Below are 15,653 nucleotides of genomic sequence, written 5' to 3' on the forward strand. Positions count from 1 at the left end.
AGACGCCGGTGAGGGACGACCGGGGCGGCGCCTGCGCACGGGCTCCCCTCGTCGGTCGTTGCGACAGGGCGGCCTCGGGGTGCCAGGGAGTGCCGGCGGGTTTCAGTCGGCCGCGTTCTGGCCGGGCTTGTGGCCGGCGAGGCCGTGCCAGCGTCGGCGCAGGGCGAATGCGGCGGACTTGGGTTTGCGGTCGCGGGTGAACACGCCCTTCTTGTTGCCGTCGACCCGGTGGATGCCGGGCGAGGTCTGGAAGTCGGCGAAGTTCCACACGTGTTCCCCGACGAACTCGGGGATGCGGTCGAAGACCCGGTGGTACATGGCGAGGAAGTCGCTCTGGTACTCCTCGCTCCACGGGGCGTCCCAGACGGAGTGCAGGCCGGGCTGGGTGTCGGCGCCGTACTCGGACATCATGACCGGCTTGCCGAAGCGCTGGACCCACCCGCGCAGATCCCGCTCCAGATACCCCTCGGCGGTCGCGAGGTCGCCGGTGAAGAGGTACCAGCCGTAGTAGCGGTTGATGCTCAGTACGTCGAACAGGTCGCCGATCCGGTCGTTCTGCGGCGTCGCGAACATGACGGCGGCGTAGGTGAGGGGCCGGGTCGGGTCGAGCTTGCGAGCCAGTTCGACCAGCGGTTCGAAGTATTCGCGCGCGCCCTCCTCGTTGGAGGCCGGCTCGTTGGCGAGACACCACATCACCACGCTCGGGTGGTTCCTGTCCCGCTCGATCAGCTCCCGCAGATGCTGGGCGTGGACGTCCCGCGTCGTCCCGCCGAAGTTCTCCGGCGCGAACGTGGGCGTCGGCGGAACACCGGTGAGGCCGCCCTGGACGCCCAGGTTGAGACCGACGGCCGCTGTCTCGTCGATGACGACGATGCCGTGGCGGTCGGCGAAGTCGAGGACCTCCTCGGCGTAGGGGTAGTGGGAGGTGCGGAAGGAGTTGGCGCCGGTCCACTCCATCAGCTGGAAGTCGTGCACGAGGTAGGCGTCGTCGTGGCCCTTGCCCCGGACCGGGGTGTCCTCGTGCTTGCCGAAACCGGTGAAGTAGAACGGCTCACCGTTGATGAGGAAGTCGGTGCCCCGCACCTCGACGGTACGGACGCCGAAGGGCTGGGTGTAGCTGTCGACGGTCTCACCGTCCACGGCCGGCTCCACGACGAGGTCGTAGAGGTAGGCCAGGCCCGGCTGCCACAGCGTGACGTCCTCGATGCGCAGGACGCCCTCGGCGCCTTCCCCCTCCGCGACGGTCCGGCCCGCCTCATCGATCACGCGCACCCGTACCGTGGCCGTGTCGGCGTGTGCGCCCGCGGTCTCCACGCGGTAGCTGACGGTGCCGGCCGTGCCGTCCCGTCCGGTGACGACGGTGACGTCCTCGACGAAGGTCGTCGGGGTGCTGTACAGGCGGACCGGGCGTGCGATGCCGGCGTAGTTGTAGAAGTCGTGCAGGTACGACTGCCGTTCACGTCCGTCGGGGCTGGTGGTGACGGTGCCCGGCGGGATGGTCACGTTCGTCAGGCGGTTGTCGACGCCCACCGTCAGCCGGAACTCCTCGCCGGGGCGGACGATTCCGGTGAGGTCTGCCTCGAACGGTGTGTAGCCGCCGCTGTGTTCGGCCACGAGCCGTTCGTCCACATAGACCCGCGCGGCGTGGGTGACGGACCCGAAGCGCAGGACCACGCGCTCGCCGGTCCAGCCGCGCGGTACCCGCACGTCGCGCTGGTACCAGACGACTCCGACGTGGTCCCGGATCTCCGGGTCCACGAACAGGTCGTTGTAGCTGGCGGGGACGGGGACTTCGAGGGGCGGGGCGAGCCGTGACGTCCACGGCGCGGTGCCGGCCCGGGTGTCGAGGGCGAACCGCCACAGGCCGTCGAGGCCGACGATGTCGCGGGTGGGACTGGTACGGGGCGAGAGCATGAGGTTCCTAGGCGTCGTCGCGGAACGATGGCGGGGGTGTGGCGGGGCGGATCAGGCCGTCTCGCCCGCATCGGCGAGCAGGGTGCTGCCCGTCATGAAGGCCGAGAGGTCGCTGGCGCAGAACAGCACCACGCGGGCGATGTCGTCGGGCACGCCCAGGCGGCCGAGCGGGCCCGGTTGCATCACGGACAGGAACGCGTCGCCGGGGACGCCGGCAGCGGCGGCGGCCGCCATGTTCCCCTCGGTCGGCACGAACGTCGGCGCCACGCCCAGGACGCGGATGCCGAACGGGGCGAATTCCAGGGCGAGTTGGCGGGTCAGGCCGCGTGCCGCGTGCTTGGAGCCGACGTATGCGGCGAGCCCGGGCCCCGTCCCCCGGAAGCCGGCCGTGGAGACGACGTTGACGATGACGCCCCCGTGTCCGGCCTCGGTCATCCGGCGCGCCGCCTCCCGGGAGCCGAGGAAGACTCCGCGCGCGTTCACGGCGAACACCTCGTCCCACGTCTGGTCGGACATCTCCAGCGCGGGTACGGCGGGGAAGATCCCGGCGTTGTTGACCCAGATGTCGACCCCGCCGAGTTCCTGATCCGCGAGATCGGCCGCCGCGGCCACGCTCGCGGCGTCGGTGACGTCGAGGTGGGCGGCCAGCGCCCGGCCCGCACCGAGGGTGCCCAGGTCCTTGGCGGCAGCGGTGGCCAGTTCCCGGTCCAGGTCCGCGACGAGGACGTCCGCTCCGGCTTCGGCCAGACGCTGGGCGACGGCGCGGCCCAGTCCGCGGGCCCCGCCGGTGACGACGGCGCGCCGCCCGGACAGCGAGACGAGTTCGGCCAGGGACTTCGACGAGACGTCGGGTACGGAAACCTGCATCGTGTGTCCTTCCGGTGGCGGGGCGGTCAGATCCGGCCGCGGCGGGCGGTTTCGCCCAGCCACGCGAGGGACGGCTTGGGGCGGCGCTCGAACGTCTCGCGGTCGACCTCGACCAGGCCGAACGTCGGCGCCCAGTGGCCCCACTCGTAGTTGTCGAGCAGGCTCCAGTGCAGATAGCCGCGTACGTCCGCCCCGTCGGCGATCGCCTTGCCCAGGTGTTCCAGGGCTTCGCCGGTGTAGGCGATGCGGCGGGTGTCGTCGCCGGTGGCGATACCGTTCTCGGTGATCAGGATCGGCAGGCCGCCGGTGAACTCGGCGGTGTGCCGTACCGCGATGCCCAGGGCGTCGGGCCGGTAGGCGGTGCCCACGAGGGTGTTGTCCGGGTGCGGCGGGTACGGTTCGAGGCCGTCCGGGCCGACCCACTGGCTGGAGTACGACTGCACCCCCACGAAGTCGTCGCCGTGTGCCCCCTCCAGGTAGAGGTCCTCCCAGACGTGCTCCAGTTCCCGCTTCTTCTCCTCCGCTCCCGGGCGGGCCACGAAGGCGCGGTTGGCGACCGTCCAGCCGACCTTGGCGCCGGTGCGCTCGCGCAGCACCTCCCGCGCGGCACGGTGCGCCTCGATGAGACGCTCCCCGATCGCGGTGTCGGGGGCCGGCAGCGGTGGACGCGGGCCCTCGTGGTCGAGGGTGGGGCTCTGCCATTCCCCGTCGGCCTGCGGGTTCTGCATCGCCCGCGCCATGCCGACCATGATGGCCAGCATGTTCGGCTCGTTCATGGTGACGACCCACTCGACGCCGTCGAGGATGGGCGCGACCGCCTCGACGTAGCTCCGGAACCGGTCGACCGCGCGCTCGCCGAGCCAGCCGCCCTCCTGGGCGAACCAGAGCGGGCTGGTGAAGTGGTGCAGCGTCACGACCGGAGTCAGGCCGAGCTCGAAGGCCGTTTCGATCATGCGCCGGTAGTGGGCGAGTTCGGCGCGCGAGACCAGGCCGGGGACGGGCTCGACACGGGCCCATTCGATGCCGAAGCGGTAGGCGTTGAGCCCGGCGTCGGCGAGCAGCCGCATGTCCTCGCGGTACCGGTGGTAGCTGTCGCAGGCGTCGCCGCTGCGCTCCATGCCCGGGACGCGCCCTTCGTTGGCCCAGAAGTCGCTGTTGAGGTTGTTGCCCTCGATCTGGTGCGGCGCCGTGGAGGCTCCCCAGAGGAACCCGGGCGGGAATTCGGTCATCGTCGACTGCTTTCTGACGGGTGGCCCCAACCAACTCTTACCGTGTGGTTAGTTTTCGTTGGGACGGTAGACCGGGGTCGCGAGGGCGGGAAGGATGCCGTCCGGCTTCGTGATCGGAACGTTATGTGGAGTGGCCGCCCGCATTTCGGGCGCGGGAAATCGCAAGCCGGCGGAGCGTGACCTGGCGTCGGCCGTGGAGGTGCGCTCGGCGCACGTGATCACCCCAGGGGCGTGCGGCGCGCGCTGCTAGCGAATGCGTTTACTCTGCGGCGCCGTCGTGGCCGAAGAGCAGGTGTACGAAGTCGGTGACGGGCCCGGTGATGTCGAGGTCCTGGTCCAGCACCCACTGCAACTGGAGCCCGTTGAGCACGGCGTGGAAGAGGATCGCCGCGCTCTCCGGGCTGACGCCCTCGCGCAGCCCGCCGCGTGCGGCCTCGTTGTCGAGTCCCTCGGCGAACTGCGCGCGCCCGCGTTCGTAGCGTTCGACGAAGTAGGCGTGGGCGGGGTGATCCGGCCGCGAGGCCGCGGCGGCGAGCTCGATCCACAGGCGCATCAGCTCGGGCGCCTTCTGGTGGTGGCGGATCAACTCGCCGAGGTAGGGGGCGAGCTGGTCCAGGCTGTCCACCGCTTCCAGGCCCTGCTGCCATTCCTCCGCGTCGCGTTGGGCGAGCACCTCGGCGAGGAGTTCGTCCTTGTTCCGGAAGTGGTGCAGGAGGCCGGCGTGGGTGATGCCGGCGCGTTCCGCGATGTCACGCAGGGAGGCTTTGGCGTAGCCGTTCTCGGCGAAGCTGTCGCGTGCCGCTCGCACGATCTCCGTCCTGCGGGCCGGCGTCTTGGCGTACGGTCCCCGCGCTTTGGCCTGACCCACTGTGAGCTCACTCTCCTTGATCAAGTCGGTCCGGGACGGCCGTACGCCGCAGTTGAGCGACTAAAGCTTCCCATACGGTCGGGATTCACGCTCCACTCCGCGTCGACTGCCTTCAGCTGTCGGCGGGGGCGCCCTCGTAGCGCTGGAGGAACCGCTCCACGAACTCGAGGGCCTCCGCGTGCCGGGCGGTCATGCCCATCGTGTTCTCCATCATGAGGATCCGGCCGAGCGCGTTGGTCAGCATGAGCAGCACGGCGGGGGTCACCTCCGGCGGCAGTTCGACGCCTGTGTCCGCGAGACGGCGTGTGAGCGCCTCCAGTTGGGCCTCGCGGTAGCGCTCGGCGCGGGCGGCGAGTTCGGCGCGGATCGCCTTGCGGTGATTGGCCAGAGCGGTGAACTCCGTGGTCAGAGCGTTTCCCGGGTGGCTGGCGATCTGCCACAGGGCGTGTATCGGCTGCGGGCCGTCCAGGCGGCGGACCACCCGCTCCAACTCCTCGTCGCCACGCCGTCGCAGCACGGCGAGGAAGAGGTCGTCGAGGGTGCGGAAGTAGTAGAGCACCAGCGCCGGGGCGACCTCGGCCTCCCGTGCCACCCGGCGGACGCCCACGGCGGCGTATCCCTCCCTGAGCATCAGCCGCTCGGTGACGTCGAGCAGCAGCAGGCGCGTCTTCGAGTTCTCGGTGCCCATACGGCGAGGTGCGGTCATGCCGCTCATTCTCCTTGACGGCCTGCCGAGGGCGCTGTTAAACAGATGTTCAGCGCTCGTGTTAAACACTCGTTCAGTCCGAACGGAGGGGCACGGCACATGGCTCGCTCTACGGGCACCCGCACCCTGCGCGTCGAGGACCCACGGCTCCTGACCGGCACCGGCACCTATGTCGACGACGTCGTACGGCCCGGAATGCTGCACGCCTGCTTCGTCCGCAGCCCGGTCGCACGGGCGCGCATCGCCGGCATCGACATCACGGAGGCGCTCCGACTGGACGGCGTACACGCCGTGTTCGTCGCTCAGGACCTCAACCCCGGTGTGCGCGAGCAGTGGTACACGTTGAACGGGCGCGACGACCCCGACACCCCCCGCCCGCCGCTCGCCGAGGGCGAGGTGCGGTTCGTCGGGGACCCGGTGGCGATGGTCGTCGCCCAGGACCGCTACACGGCCGAGGACGCGGCCGAGCTGATCGTCGTCGACTACGACGAGCTGCCCCCGGTCGTCGACTACGCCACCGCGCTGGAGTCCCCCGAGTCGGTGCACGCGACCCACCCCGGCAACCTGGTGGGGGAGCTCACCGGACGCCCGATGGCGGACCTCGCACCCGTCTTCGACGCCGCGCCGCACGTGGTGGGCGTGACCGTCCACCAGCAGTCCTACGGCCCGGTCCCGATGGAGACCCGCGGCCTCGTGGCCGAATGGGCGGCGCCCGCCGGGGAGATGACCATCTGGGCGGCGACGCAGTCCCCGCACGAGGTCCGCTCCTTCTGCGCCCGGCTGCTCGGCGTCGACGAGCACCGGGTGCGGGTGGTGACGCGGGACACCGGCGGCGGCTTCGGACAGAAGGTGCTGCCGCAGCGCGAGGACATGTGCGTCATGCTCGCGGCCGTCAAGCTGCCCGCCGCGCTCAAGTGGATCGAGGACCGGCAGGAGCATCTGCTGGCGGCCGGACAGGCACGCCACGAGCACGGCGAGGCGAGACTGGCCCTGGACGCCGACGGCCGCATCCTGGCCGCCACCCTCGACCACGTCCAGGACGCCGGTGCCTACCCGACCCCGTCGCCCGTGCAGAGCGGCATCGCCGTCGGCCTGCTCTTCCCCGGCCCCTACCGCATCCCCGAGGGCACCTTCCGCTCCCGGTTCGTGTTCTCCAACACCAGCGGCCGGGTGGCGTACCGCGGGCCCTGGCAGTTCGAGTCGATGGCCCGTGAGGTCCTCCTCGACACCGCAGCCCGCCGGCTCGGCATGGACCCGGTCGACCTGCGCCGCCTCAACATGCTGCGCCGCGAGGACCTGCCGACCGCCAACTTCAACGGCATGCCCTACGACCACATCACCCCGTACGAGACCTTCGAGCAGGCGCTGGAGATGCTCGACCACCCGGCGTTCCGGCGCGAGCAGGAACGGGCCCGCGCCGAGGGCCGCTACCTGGGCGTCGGCACCTGCACCTATGTCGAACCGACCGCCGGGGCCACGCCGTTCCACGGCACCGAGGGAGCGACCATCCGTATCGAGCCCTCCGGCAAGGTCAACGTCTATGTGGCCGGGGGATCGTGCGGCAACAGCCTGGAGACGACCGTCGTCCAGCTCACCGCCGACGCGCTCGGCGCGGCCATCGAGGACGTCAGTACCGTGCAGGGGGACACCGCGATCACCCCCTACGGCGCCGGAACCGGGGGCAGCCGGTCCGGCTCCATGACCGCCGGTGCGATCGCCGAAACGGCGGCCGGACTGCGGGCCCGCATCCTCGCGATCGCCGGGCACCGGCTCGAAGTGGCCGTGGAGGAGCTGGAGTTGTCGGACGGCCGGGCGTCGGTCAAGGGCGACCCCGACAAGGCCATCACCCTCGCCGAGATCGCCGACATCGCCTACTTCCAGGTGCACGCCCTGCCGCCGGGTGTGCCGGCGGGGCTGGAGGCCAGCGGCCGCTACCACACCCCGCACCTGATGATCTGGGCCAACGCGACCCACCTGTGCACCTGCGAGGTGGACGTGCTCACCGGCGCGGTGAAACTGCTGAGGTACATCGTCAGCGAGGACTGCGGGCCCATGATCAACCCCAGCGTGGTGGAGGGACAGATCTACGGCGGCACCGTCCAGGGGATCGGCGGCGCCCTCTACGAGCACCTCGTCTACGACGGCGACGGCAACCCGCTCACCACCACCTTCATGGACTACCTGCTCCCCACGGCCGCCGAGGTGCCCGTCATCGAGCTCGGCCACATCGAGACGCCGAGCCCAGGTCCCGGCGGGTACAAGGGAGTCGGCGAGGGCGGGGCGATCGGCGCCGCCCCGGCCGTCGTGAACGCGGTCGCGGACGCCCTCGCACCGCTGGGCGTCGAGATCACCCGGCTGCCGCTCACACCGGCGTCGATCGTCGAGCTGGTCGAGGAAGCCCGGCAGCGAGGGACGGTGACCGCGTGAAGCCCGCGCCGTTCGAATATCGCGTCCCCGACACCGCCGAGGAGGCGGTCGCACTGCTTGCCGAGCTCGGGGACGAGGCGAAGGCCATCGCCGGCGGCCAGAGCCTGGTGCCCATGCTGGCGCTCCGCCTCGCGGCCTTCGGACACCTCGTCGACCTGCGCCGGCTGGACGAACTGCGGGGCATCGAGCACCAGGGCCAGGCCGTGTGGATCGGTGCGGGAACCACCCAGGCCGCCATCGAACGCTCCGACGCGGTGCGAACCGCCGTACCGCTGCTCGCCCGTGCCACCCCGCTGATCGGCCACTTCCAGATCCGCAGCCGCGGCACCCTCGGGGGCTCGCTCGCCCATGCCGACGCCGCGGCCGAGTACCCCGCGGTGGCACTGACCCTGGACGCCGGACTCGAAGCACTCTCGCCCCGCGGGCGCCGCACCATCCCCGCCGCGCGCTTCCTCACCGGTACCTGGAGCACCGCGCTGGCGGAGGACGAGCTGCTGACCGGCGTCGTCTTCCCGGCCCGGAACGGCAGATGCGGGTTCGCGGTCGAGGAATTCGCCTGCAGACGCGGGGACTTCGCGATCGCCGGCGCCGCCGTCGCCGTGGGGCTCGGCGACGACGGGACCATCGCGCGGTGTGCCATCGGCCTGTTCGGACTCGGCCCGACCGCGTGCCGGGCGGCCGAGGCGGAGGCGGCACTCGTCGGTTCCGAACCCGCCGAGGCGGAGGCCGACGACATCGGGCACCTGGCGATGTCGGGCCTCGACTCGGTCCCGTCCGACCTGCACGGATCGGCCGGCTATCGCAGACGCGTGGGCGCGGCCGTGGTGGCCCGCGCCTGGCGGCACGCCGTACAGGAGGCAGTCCATGACTGACATCGACATCCGGTTACGGGTCAACGGCATCCCGCGCCGGGACACCGTGCCGCCCCGGCTCACCCTCGCCGACTTCCTGCGGGTCAACTGCGGCCTGACCGGCACCCACCTGGGCTGCGAGCACGGCGTCTGCGGAGCCTGCACGGTGCTGCTCGACGGCGAGGCGGTCCGGGCCTGCCTGGTGTTCGCGGTGCAGGCCGACGGCGGCGAGGTCGTCACCGTCGAAGGGCTCGCCTCACCCGGCGGTGAACTCTCCGTCGTACAGGCCGCGTTCCGAGAGCACCACGGTCTCCAGTGTGGATTCTGCACCCCGGGCTTCGTCGTCTCGGTCACCGCGTTCCTCGCCGAGAACCCCAAGCCCACCGACGAGGAGATCCGCGAGGCCCTGTCCGGGAACCTGTGCCGCTGCACTGGCTACCAGGGCATCGTCAACGCCGTCCGGGCCGCCGCCGACCGCGAGGACTCCGTATGAAATTGCACAACACGCTCACCGTTCCCGCGTCTGTCGAGGAGGCCTGGCGGGTCCTGCTCGACATCGAACGCGTGACTCCGTGCGTGCCCGGGGCAACGCTCACCTCCCGGGACGGCCACCGCTTCGAGGGCCGGATCAAGGTCAAGCTCGGCCCCGTCAGCCTGACCTACCAGGGCACGGTCACGTTCCTGGCGCGGAACGAGGCGGACAGGACAGTGGTGCTGGAGGCCGGCGGAAGGGAGACCCGCGGCAACGGGACGGCCAAGGCGCGGGTGACGTGTCGTCTGGTGGCCTCGGGCACGAACTCCACCGACGTCCTGGTGGACACCGACCTCGCCATCACGGGCAAGCCCGCCCAGTTCGGCCGCGGCACCCTCGCCGCGGTCGCGGGAGCCCTCACCGGGCGGTTCGCCGAGAACCTGGCCGCCGAACTCGCCGTACCCGCCCCGGGAGCCGAGGCCGAACCCGCCCTGCGGACCGCAGGCGCACCCGCTCCCGTCGTCGCCGAACCCCTCGACCTCATCGACGCCGCAGGCTCGGGCGTCCTCAAGCGCATCGGGCCGCCGGCCACCGTGCTCGCCGCGCTGCTCCTCCTCGCGCTCCTCGCGCGCGGCCGCCGACGCACCGACCGGTGACCAGGCCTCCCCGCCACCGTCACCTCACCCCACCCGCTTCAACCCACCACCCCGCCCCAGGAATCGAGGTCACTCATGCCCGGACGAGTCGAAGGCAAGGTCGCCTTCATCACCGGTGCCGCCCGCGGTCAAGGCCGCAGCCATGCCGTACGGCTGGCCGAGGAGGGCGCCGACATCATCGCCGTCGACGTGTGCAAGCAGCTCGACGGCGTCACCTTCCCGATGTCGACCCCCGAAGATCTGGAGGAGACGGTCAACCAGGTCCAGAAGCTGGGCCGCCGGATCCACGCCGTACAGGCCGACGTCCGCGACCACGACGCGCTCAAGGCCGCGGTGGACGACGGGGTCGCCGAGTTCGGGCGGCTCGACATCGTCGCGGCCAACGCGGGGCTCGGCAGCGACGGAGCCACGCTCGACGCGATGGAGGAGAAGACCTGGCGCGACATGATCGACGTCAACCTGACCGGCGTCTGGCTGTCCGCCAAGGTCGCCATCCCGCACATCGTCGCGGGCGGACGCGGTGGCTCCATCATCCTGACCAGCTCCGTGGGCGGCCTGAAGGGCTACGCGAACATCGGCCACTACATCGCCGCCAAGCACGGCGTGGTGGGCCTGATGCGCACGCTGGCGGGGGAGTTGGGGCAGCACGGCATCCGCGTCAACAGCCTCCATCCCACCCAGGTGAACACGCCGATGGTGATGCACGAGGGCACCTACCGGATGTTCCGCCCCGACCTGGAGAACCCCACCGTCGACGACTTCGCGGCGGTGTCCCAGGGCATGCACATGCTCCCCACGCCGTGGGTGGAGCCGCTGGACATCAGCAACGCCGTCCTCTTCCTCGCCTCCGACGAGGCCCGTTTCGTCACCGGCGTGACGCTGCCGATCGACGCCGGCGCCCTGCTCAAGTGAGCCGCACACAGAGGGAGTTACATCCATGACCACTGCCGACACCATCTACTGGGACCCCTACGACCCGGCCCTCGCCCGCGACCCCTATCCCCTCTACGCGCGCCTGCGCGAGGAAGCCCCGCTCTACTACAACGAGCAGCACGACTTCTACGCCGTCAGCCGCTACGCCGACGTCCAGCGCGGCCTCGCGGACTGGCAGACCTTCTCCTCCGCGCGCGGCGACATCCTGGAGATCGTGCAGGCGGACATCGAACTCCCGCCCGGCACGCTCATCTTCGAGGACCCGCCCGTCCACGACATCCACCGCAAGCTGCTCGCCCGGGTCTTCACCCCGCGTCGCATCGCCACCCTGGAGCCCCGCGTCCGCGCCTTCTGCCGGCGCGCGCTCGAACCGGTCGCTGAGGCCAAGAGGTTCGATCTCGTCGAGGTCGTCGGCGCCGAGATGCCGATGCGGGTGATCGGGATGTTGCTGGGTATCCCGGAGTCCGACCAGCCCGCCATCCGCGACTACACCGACGACACGCTGGGCACCGAGGGCGGCGGAAAGATCAACCATGAGGAGATCCTGAGCACGGACGCCTTCAGGGACTACATCGAGTGGCGCAAGGAGCACCCGTCGGACGACCTGATGACCGAGCTGATGACCGCCGAGTTCCAGGACGAGAAGGGCGTCACCCGTACCCTCACCGACGAGGAGGTCCTCACGTACTGCACGGTGGTCGCCGGCGCCGGGAACGAGACGACCGGCCGCCTCATCGGCTGGTTCGGCGCGTTGATGGCCCGCTATCCGGAGGCGCGCCGGGAGCTGGCGGCCGACCCGTCCCTCATCCCGGGCGCCATCGAGGAGATCCTGCGCTTCGAGCCGACCGGCCCGTTCACCGCCCGGCATGTGACCAAGGACGTCGAGCTGTACGACCGGACGGTGCCGGCCGGCAGTGCCATCCTGTTCATCCAGGCGGCCGCCAACCGCGATCCCCGGCGCTTCGACGACCCGGACCGTTTCGACATCCACCGGGTCACCCAGCACATGAGCTTCGGTGTCGGCGCCCACTACTGCCTGGGCGCGGCCCTGGCCCGGCTGGAGGGGCGGATTGCGGCCGAGGAGATCCTCAAGCTGTTCCCCGGCTGGGACGTGGACTGGGATCACGCGGAGCTCGCGCAGACCTCGACCGTCCGCGGGTGGAAGACCTTGCCGCTGGTCATCGAAGGAGCCCGATGACGACCGACCCGATGACGACCGAGCGGTGGAACGTCACCGTCGACAAACGCATGTGCGTCCGCACCGGGCTGTGCGCCGCCTCCGCGCCCGAGCGGTTCGAACTCGACGAGAACGGCCAGGGGCACGCGAGGTCCGCCACCCTGCCCGCGTCCGAAGAGGTCCTGGAGGTGGCTGAGTCCTGCCCGATCGAGGCCATCGGCATCAGGGACGCGGACACCGGTGAGCGGGTCTTCCCGCCGTCCGGCGCCTGAACATTCCTCCATCTGACTGACTGCTAAGGCAGTTGACTTCACACCGCTCCATAACTAGATTCCTGTCATGCGGAAATGAAGTTCTCGAATCTGCGTAACACTGCTCTCCAAGGAGTCTGGTGTCGTGGTTCAACCGTCCGTGAAGGAACAGATCGTCCTGGCCGCCGAGCGGCTCTTCGCCGAGCACGGCCTCGACGGGGTGTCTCTGCGTCAGATCAGCGCGGCGGCCGGGAACGGCAACAACACGGCGGTGCAGTACCACTTCGGCACGAAGGAACACCTCGTCCAGGAGATCTTCGAGTACCGCCTGCCGGAGCTGAACGAACGACGCAGGCTGCTGGTCGCGCGCCGGCGCCCGGACGATCTCAGATCATGGGTGGAGTGCCACCTCCTGCCCGTCCTGGAACAGGGCGAGCAGGAGGGCAGCCACTACCTCAGCTTCGTCGCGATGCTCCAGCAGCACGGCCGCCGCGACGTCTTCGAACGCCTGCCAGGCGAACTGAGCAAGCCCACTCTTGACTTCGTCGAGCGGATCGGCACCCTGCTGCCCCACCTTCCCGAGCCGCTGCGCGGCCACCGCATCTCGCAGGCCCTGGCCTTCGGCGTGCATGCCGCCTCCCAACGCGAACGAACCCGGGCCCGCGGCAGGCCCGTGCTGTCCTTCGCCGCCCATGTCGGCGACCTGCTCGACGGCCTGGTCGGCTTCCTCCAGGCCCCGGTGTCCCCGACGACCTCGTCCGTGCTCGACGAGACCGGACCGAGCCAACCGGTCCTGCCGCTCCATCCCTTCCACCTCTGAAGAGCCGCCCTCCCGACCGCGAGCGGAGGAACGACGTCGCGATGAGTATCGATCTGCACAACGCCGTGGCGGTGGTCACCGGCGCCGGCAGCGGGATCGGCCGGGCCGCCGCCCACGCCTTCGCCCGGCGCGGCGCGCGCGTCGTGGTCACCGACCTCGTCGGCGAGCGGGCGCACACCGTCGCCGGTGAACTCGGCGACCGGGGTGTGTCCGTGAGGTGCGACGTGACCAGCCTCGACGACCTGCGAGCGGTCCGGGACCTGGCCCTCGACCGCTTCGGCCGCATCGACCTGGTCATGAACAACGTCGGCATCCTGGCCGTCGGCCCGGTCGAGGACATCCCTCTGGATGCCTGGCAACGCGTCATCGACGTCAACCTGTTGGGCGTCGTGCGCAGCAACCTCGTCTTCCTGCCCCACCTGTTGGCGCAGGGCTCCGGCCACGTCGTCAACACCGCCTCCACGGCGGGCCTGTTGCCCTACGGATTCGACCGCCTGCCGTACACCGCGACCAAGCACGCGGTCGTCGGCCTGTCCGAGGCACTCGCGCTGTACCTGCGCCCGCGCGGCATCGGCGTCTCCTGCCTGTGCCCGGCCGGCGTGGCCACCAACATCGTCGAGCAGATCAGCTTCTACGGGGAGCCCGCACCGCCCCGAGGCCCCGACTTCCCGGTCCTGGACGCCGATTCGGTCGGCGAGCTCGTCGCTGAGGGAGTCACCCACGACCGCTTCCTCATCCTCACCGCACCGCAGGCCGCCGACGAACTGCGCGAGCACGGTGCCGATGTCGACGCCTACCTGTCCCGTCTGACGAAGGATGCCCCATGAGCAGCACACTCGACCGGCTCCGCCTGGACGGCAAGGTCGCCGTCGTCACCGGGGGCGCCGGCGCCATCGGCCAGGTCTACGGCCGGGCCCTGGCCGAGGCCGGCGCCTCCGTCGTCCTCGCGGACCTCAATGGCGAAGGCGCCGAGCAGGCCGCCAAGACGCTGGCCGCCGACGGCCTGCCCACGCTCGGCGTGCAGGCCGACATCACCGACCGCGCCTCCGCGGCCGCCATGGCTGCGAAGACCACCGACGCCTTCGGCGGAATCGACATCCTGGTGAACAACGCCGCCCTCATGGCCGAGATCCCCCAGGTCGACATCCTGGACCTGCCCACGGAATGGTTCGACAGGGTCATGCGCGTCAACGTCCTCGGCGCCGTCATCTGCGCGGGCGCGGTGAAGGCCTCGATGGTCGAGCGCGGCGGCGGACGCATCATCAACCAGGTCTCCGCGGGCGCCTTCATGGGCGGCGGCATCTACGGCGTCAGCAAACTCGCCCTGGTCAACGTCACCGTCGGCCTGGCCCGCTCCCTCGGACCGCTCGGCATCAACGTCAACGCCGTCGCCCCCGGCCTGGTCGAGAACGAACCCGGCCTGCGCAGCCTCCCGGCCGACCACCCCGCACGCGCCGCCCTCACGGCCGCCATCCCGGGCAAGAAGTCCGCGCCCGCCGAGGACCTGCTCGGCACGCTGCTGCTGCTCGCCTCCCCGGCCGGCGAGTGGATCAACGGCCAGACCATCAGCGTCGACGGCGGCTGGGTCACCCGGCTGTGACGCGCGCCGGGACACCCAGGACCCGGGTCGGCTTCATCGGACTGGGCAGCCAGGGCGCACCGATGGCCCGCCGCATCACCGAGGAGTCGTTCCCCCTGACACTGTGGGCGCGCCGCAGCACCTCGACGGACGCGTTCACCGACACGGCCGCCACCGTGGCGGCCACACCGGCCGACCTGGGCGCGGCCAGCGACATCGTGTGCCTGTGCGTCGTGGCGGACGCGGATGTCGAGGACGTACTCCTGCGGCCCGACGGCGTACTGACCGGCATGGCTCCCGGCGGGGTCGTCGCCCTCCACTCCACCATCCACCCCGACACCTGCCGGCGCATCGCCGAAGAGGCCGCCAAGCGGGACATCGCCGTGGTGGACGCCCCCGTCAGCGGCGGAGGCGGAGCGGCCGCGGAACGCAGGCTCCTGGTCATGGCCGGCGGACAGGAGGCGGACCTCGCCCGCTGCCGCCCGGTGTTCGACACCTTCGCCGACCCGGTCATCCACCTCGGACCGCTGGGCAGCGGCCAACTCGCCAAGCTGCTGAACAACTTCGTGTTCACCGCCCAGGTCGGCCTGGCGCTGGACACCTTCGCCCTCGCCGACGGACTCGGCATGGACCGCCCCGCGGTCGCCCAGGTACTCGCGCACGGCACCGGCGGCAGCCGCGCCGCGGCCATCCTCGCCGCTTCCGGCTTCAATACGAACGGGCTGCGCCAGGCCCTGCCGCTGCTGCGCAAGGACGTCGGCCTCCTGCTCGACGTCGCCGACACGGCCCGGGCCCCCAGGCCCCCGACGCTCGCGGACCTCACCGCGCACACCCTGTCGACGCTGGGCGAGTTTCCAGCGCCCTGACCACCAGCCCCACCCGGACGACCCCAAGGCGGCACCG

16 protein-coding genes are annotated in these 15,653 nt (G+C 71.0%); 11 read left to right on the forward strand and 5 right to left on the reverse strand.

The features are described from left to right. Window positions 1-102 precede the first annotated feature (102 nt). The 5 genes from uidA to ABZ928_RS38625 form a co-directional block, all read right to left on the reverse strand. Complete coding sequence (gene uidA, locus ABZ928_RS38605; protein ID WP_361529356.1) at window positions 103-1,914, reverse strand: beta-glucuronidase; 1,812 nt, start codon at window positions 1,912-1,914, stop codon at window positions 103-105. A 51-nt stretch (window positions 1,915-1,965) separates the two neighbouring features. After that, complete coding sequence (locus tag ABZ928_RS38610; RefSeq protein WP_361529359.1) at window positions 1,966-2,781, reverse strand: SDR family oxidoreductase; 816 nt, start codon at window positions 2,779-2,781, stop codon at window positions 1,966-1,968. A 26-nt stretch (window positions 2,782-2,807) separates the two neighbouring features. Continuing rightward, a complete protein-coding gene (locus tag ABZ928_RS38615) occupies window positions 2,808-4,010 on the reverse strand; it encodes a family 1 glycosylhydrolase (RefSeq protein WP_361529362.1) in 1,203 nt (400 codons plus the stop codon). Between the two features lie 259 nt (window positions 4,011-4,269). Next, the gene (locus ABZ928_RS38620; protein ID WP_361529365.1) at window positions 4,270-4,878 is read right to left on the reverse strand and encodes a TetR/AcrR family transcriptional regulator; all 609 of its coding nucleotides are present in this window, start codon (window positions 4,876-4,878) and stop codon (window positions 4,270-4,272) included. Between the two features lie 112 nt (window positions 4,879-4,990). After that, a complete protein-coding gene (locus tag ABZ928_RS38625) occupies window positions 4,991-5,584 on the reverse strand; it encodes a helix-turn-helix domain-containing protein (RefSeq protein WP_361529368.1) in 594 nt (197 codons plus the stop codon). 99 nt (window positions 5,585-5,683) lie between these two features. Between ABZ928_RS38625 and ABZ928_RS38630 the strand changes: the two genes are divergently transcribed. The 11 genes from ABZ928_RS38630 (at window position 5,684) to ABZ928_RS38680 (ending at window position 15,616) form a co-directional block, all read left to right on the forward strand. Further along, window positions 5,684-8,011 carry a xanthine dehydrogenase family protein molybdopterin-binding subunit gene (locus ABZ928_RS38630; protein WP_361529371.1) on the forward strand — a complete coding sequence of 776 codons (2,328 nt, stop codon included), beginning with the start codon at window positions 5,684-5,686 and terminating at the stop codon, window positions 8,009-8,011. Then, window positions 8,008-8,883, forward strand: coding sequence for an FAD binding domain-containing protein (locus tag ABZ928_RS38635; RefSeq protein WP_361529374.1), 876 nt, complete (start codon window positions 8,008-8,010; stop codon window positions 8,881-8,883). The genes ABZ928_RS38630 and ABZ928_RS38635 overlap by 4 nt, the downstream gene beginning before the upstream one ends. After that, window positions 8,876-9,355, forward strand: a complete 480-nt coding sequence (locus ABZ928_RS38640) for a (2Fe-2S)-binding protein (protein WP_361529377.1) — start codon at window positions 8,876-8,878, stop codon at window positions 9,353-9,355. The genes ABZ928_RS38635 and ABZ928_RS38640 overlap by 8 nt, the downstream gene beginning before the upstream one ends. Further along, complete coding sequence (locus ABZ928_RS38645; protein WP_361529380.1) at window positions 9,352-9,990, forward strand: SRPBCC family protein; 639 nt, start codon at window positions 9,352-9,354, stop codon at window positions 9,988-9,990. Before ABZ928_RS38640 ends, ABZ928_RS38645 begins: the two co-directional genes overlap by 4 nt. Before the next feature lie 75 nt (window positions 9,991-10,065). Next, window positions 10,066-10,902, forward strand: coding sequence for a mycofactocin-coupled SDR family oxidoreductase (locus ABZ928_RS38650; protein WP_361529383.1), 837 nt, complete (start codon window positions 10,066-10,068; stop codon window positions 10,900-10,902). A gap of 25 nt (window positions 10,903-10,927) precedes the next feature. Next, window positions 10,928-12,121 (forward strand): cytochrome P450, encoded by a 1,194-nt coding sequence (locus ABZ928_RS38655; RefSeq protein ID WP_361529386.1) that lies wholly within the window; start codon window positions 10,928-10,930, stop codon window positions 12,119-12,121. Next, window positions 12,118-12,372, forward strand: a complete 255-nt coding sequence (locus ABZ928_RS38660; RefSeq protein ID WP_361529389.1) for a ferredoxin — start codon at window positions 12,118-12,120, stop codon at window positions 12,370-12,372. The genes ABZ928_RS38655 and ABZ928_RS38660 overlap by 4 nt, the downstream gene beginning before the upstream one ends. 124 nt (window positions 12,373-12,496) lie before the next feature. Next, entirely contained in the window at window positions 12,497-13,171 is a 675-nt protein-coding gene (locus ABZ928_RS38665) for a TetR/AcrR family transcriptional regulator (protein ID WP_361529392.1), read from the forward strand. A gap of 41 nt (window positions 13,172-13,212) precedes the next feature. Next, the gene (locus ABZ928_RS38670; protein ID WP_361529395.1) at window positions 13,213-13,998 is read left to right on the forward strand and encodes an SDR family oxidoreductase; all 786 of its coding nucleotides are present in this window, start codon (window positions 13,213-13,215) and stop codon (window positions 13,996-13,998) included. Beyond that, complete coding sequence (locus ABZ928_RS38675) at window positions 13,995-14,771, forward strand: SDR family oxidoreductase (protein WP_361529398.1); 777 nt, start codon at window positions 13,995-13,997, stop codon at window positions 14,769-14,771. Before ABZ928_RS38670 ends, ABZ928_RS38675 begins: the two co-directional genes overlap by 4 nt. Next, a complete protein-coding gene (locus ABZ928_RS38680; protein WP_361529401.1) occupies window positions 14,768-15,616 on the forward strand; it encodes an NAD(P)-dependent oxidoreductase in 849 nt (282 codons plus the stop codon). Before ABZ928_RS38675 ends, ABZ928_RS38680 begins: the two co-directional genes overlap by 4 nt. Window positions 15,617-15,653 lie beyond the last annotated feature (37 nt).

It is taken from the genome of Streptomyces sp. NPDC046909 (assembly GCF_040644695.1).
Classification (GTDB): domain Bacteria; phylum Actinomycetota; class Actinomycetes; order Streptomycetales; family Streptomycetaceae; genus Streptomyces.